Genomic DNA, 1,849 nt, shown 5'->3' on the forward strand with positions numbered 1-1,849 from the left:
AATTGCGGTCACGCGAATGAACGCCACGGCCCGATCGGGTTCGCCGCTAATATTTGACGCTTGCGAACAGGCGTGCGCCGGCGCCCGGCATCAGCACCTGGTCCTTGGTGTAGGAGACGTGGTTGCGGATGTCATCGTTGAGGAGGTTGTTGCCGACCAAGCCCACGGTGACCTTTTTGATTCCGCTTGGATGGTTCTTCAGCTCTTTTGTGTGGCTGATTTCGATCTTCAGCAGGTTGTAGCTCCCGGTCGTAGTCTCGCCGATGATCGCGATGTCGTTCTGCGCGAAGGCATGCAGGAGACTTACGCGGCCGAACCATTCGGCGTTGCGGAAATAGACGCCGCCGCCGATCCGCTGCGGCGGGATGCGCGGCACGTTGGTGCCGTCGGTGAAGGTGGCGCGCACGATGTCGTACTGGCCGTCGACGCCCCAGAAGCCCTGCCACATCGGCAGCGTGTCCCATTGGAATTGGAACTCGCCGCCGCGGAAGGTCGCGTCGCGCTGGGAATAGATCGCCTGGTTCAATTCCAAGGGCCCCAGCGGGTCCCCCGGGGCGACGCACATGCCATCGGCGCAGGTATTTCCCGTCAGCCGGCGGAAAATGAATCCGTCGAATTTCGTGTAGTAGCCCGTCAACTCGAACCGGAACGGGCCTTTGGCCCGGCGCAATCCGACTTCGACCGACTTGGCGACTTCGGTCTTGAGATTTGGGTTTCCGACGTCGAAGGTCACGGTCGCGTCGTGTCCTCCACGAGAGTACAGTTCTGCCGGCTTCGGCGCGCGCTCGACATATTGGGCGGTCGCGCTTGCCACCAGATCCCAGGGCAGATTCTGGATCACGCCGACGCTTGCGCTCTTCGGCGTGAAATTGAGGTTGCGCGGCGTGGCAGGCCCGATGTCGTCGGTCGTGACGAACAGGTCGGGAATGACCGAAGGCGTCATGCCGCTCAAATTGATTTGCTCGATGCGGGCTGCGACCTGCGCCTTGGTCGTATTGTTGAACTTGAACTCATTGAAAATGTAGCCCGCCACGCGTGAATTCTTGTTTGGATCGAATAGACCGTTGATCGGACTGCCAACGTCGTCGGGACTAGGCGCGGTGAGCCGCTGATGCCCGCCCTGCAGGCCGATCGCGGTGGTCAGTTCTGCAAACCGCAGGTTGAACGGCATGAGCTGGACCTCGACGCGGCCCTCGAGGTCCTTGTTGGTAAAGGTTTGGCGGACGCCGTCAGTGCTGGGGTCTGCGGCGTCGGGAAAGCCGATCTCATTGTGTTTGTAGTCGGTGTAACCCCACCAGTATCGGATCGCATCGATTCCTGATGCTGATGGCCGATACTCACCCTTGCCTGTCAGCTTGTCCTGGCGGGCATCGATGCGGGTGCCATGCCCTTCGCCGTCGGCGCCGGGGATGGCATAGAGGTTGTTGTGCCGGGTGTAGGCGATACCGGCAAAGCCGCCTTGGAAAAGATAGGACCCGCCCACCGACTCTTCGTTTGAGCGCGTCCATGAATTGGGCTGCCGCCCGTTGAAGCCCCCGGGCTGCGTCGCGAAGGGAAGCTCCGCCGGATCGGGCGCGACAAGATAGGGATAGCTCGGCACCCGGTAATTTTCCGTCCGGCGGCCAAACGCATCGGCATGGAAGGCGAAGTTGCCGGCGCCGGTATCGAGCAGCACGCCGCCCTCAACGCCATTGTCGACGCTCGACACGGCGGCCCGCCCTTCGACACTTGTGCAACCTTGCAAAGGGCGAAGCGGATTGAACGGGCCGCAGGGCAGCGCGTCGGGAATGCGGTTGTTGGTCGAGCTCACGACGCCGCCGATCGACTGCGATCCGTAGCGCAGCGTGGC

At 62.1% G+C, this 1,849-nt stretch carries 1 protein-coding gene; it reads right to left on the minus strand.

All coding sequences use genetic code 11. The annotated features are described in order from the left end of the window. Positions 1 to 46: 46 nt before the first annotated feature. The coding region (locus RMO25_RS11785) for a TonB-dependent receptor (protein WP_309662797.1) at positions 47 to 1,849 on the minus strand (1,803 nt) is incomplete at its 5' end.

The organism is Sphingomonas sp. (assembly GCF_031361285.1).
GTDB lineage: Bacteria > Pseudomonadota > Alphaproteobacteria > Sphingomonadales > Sphingomonadaceae > Sphingomicrobium.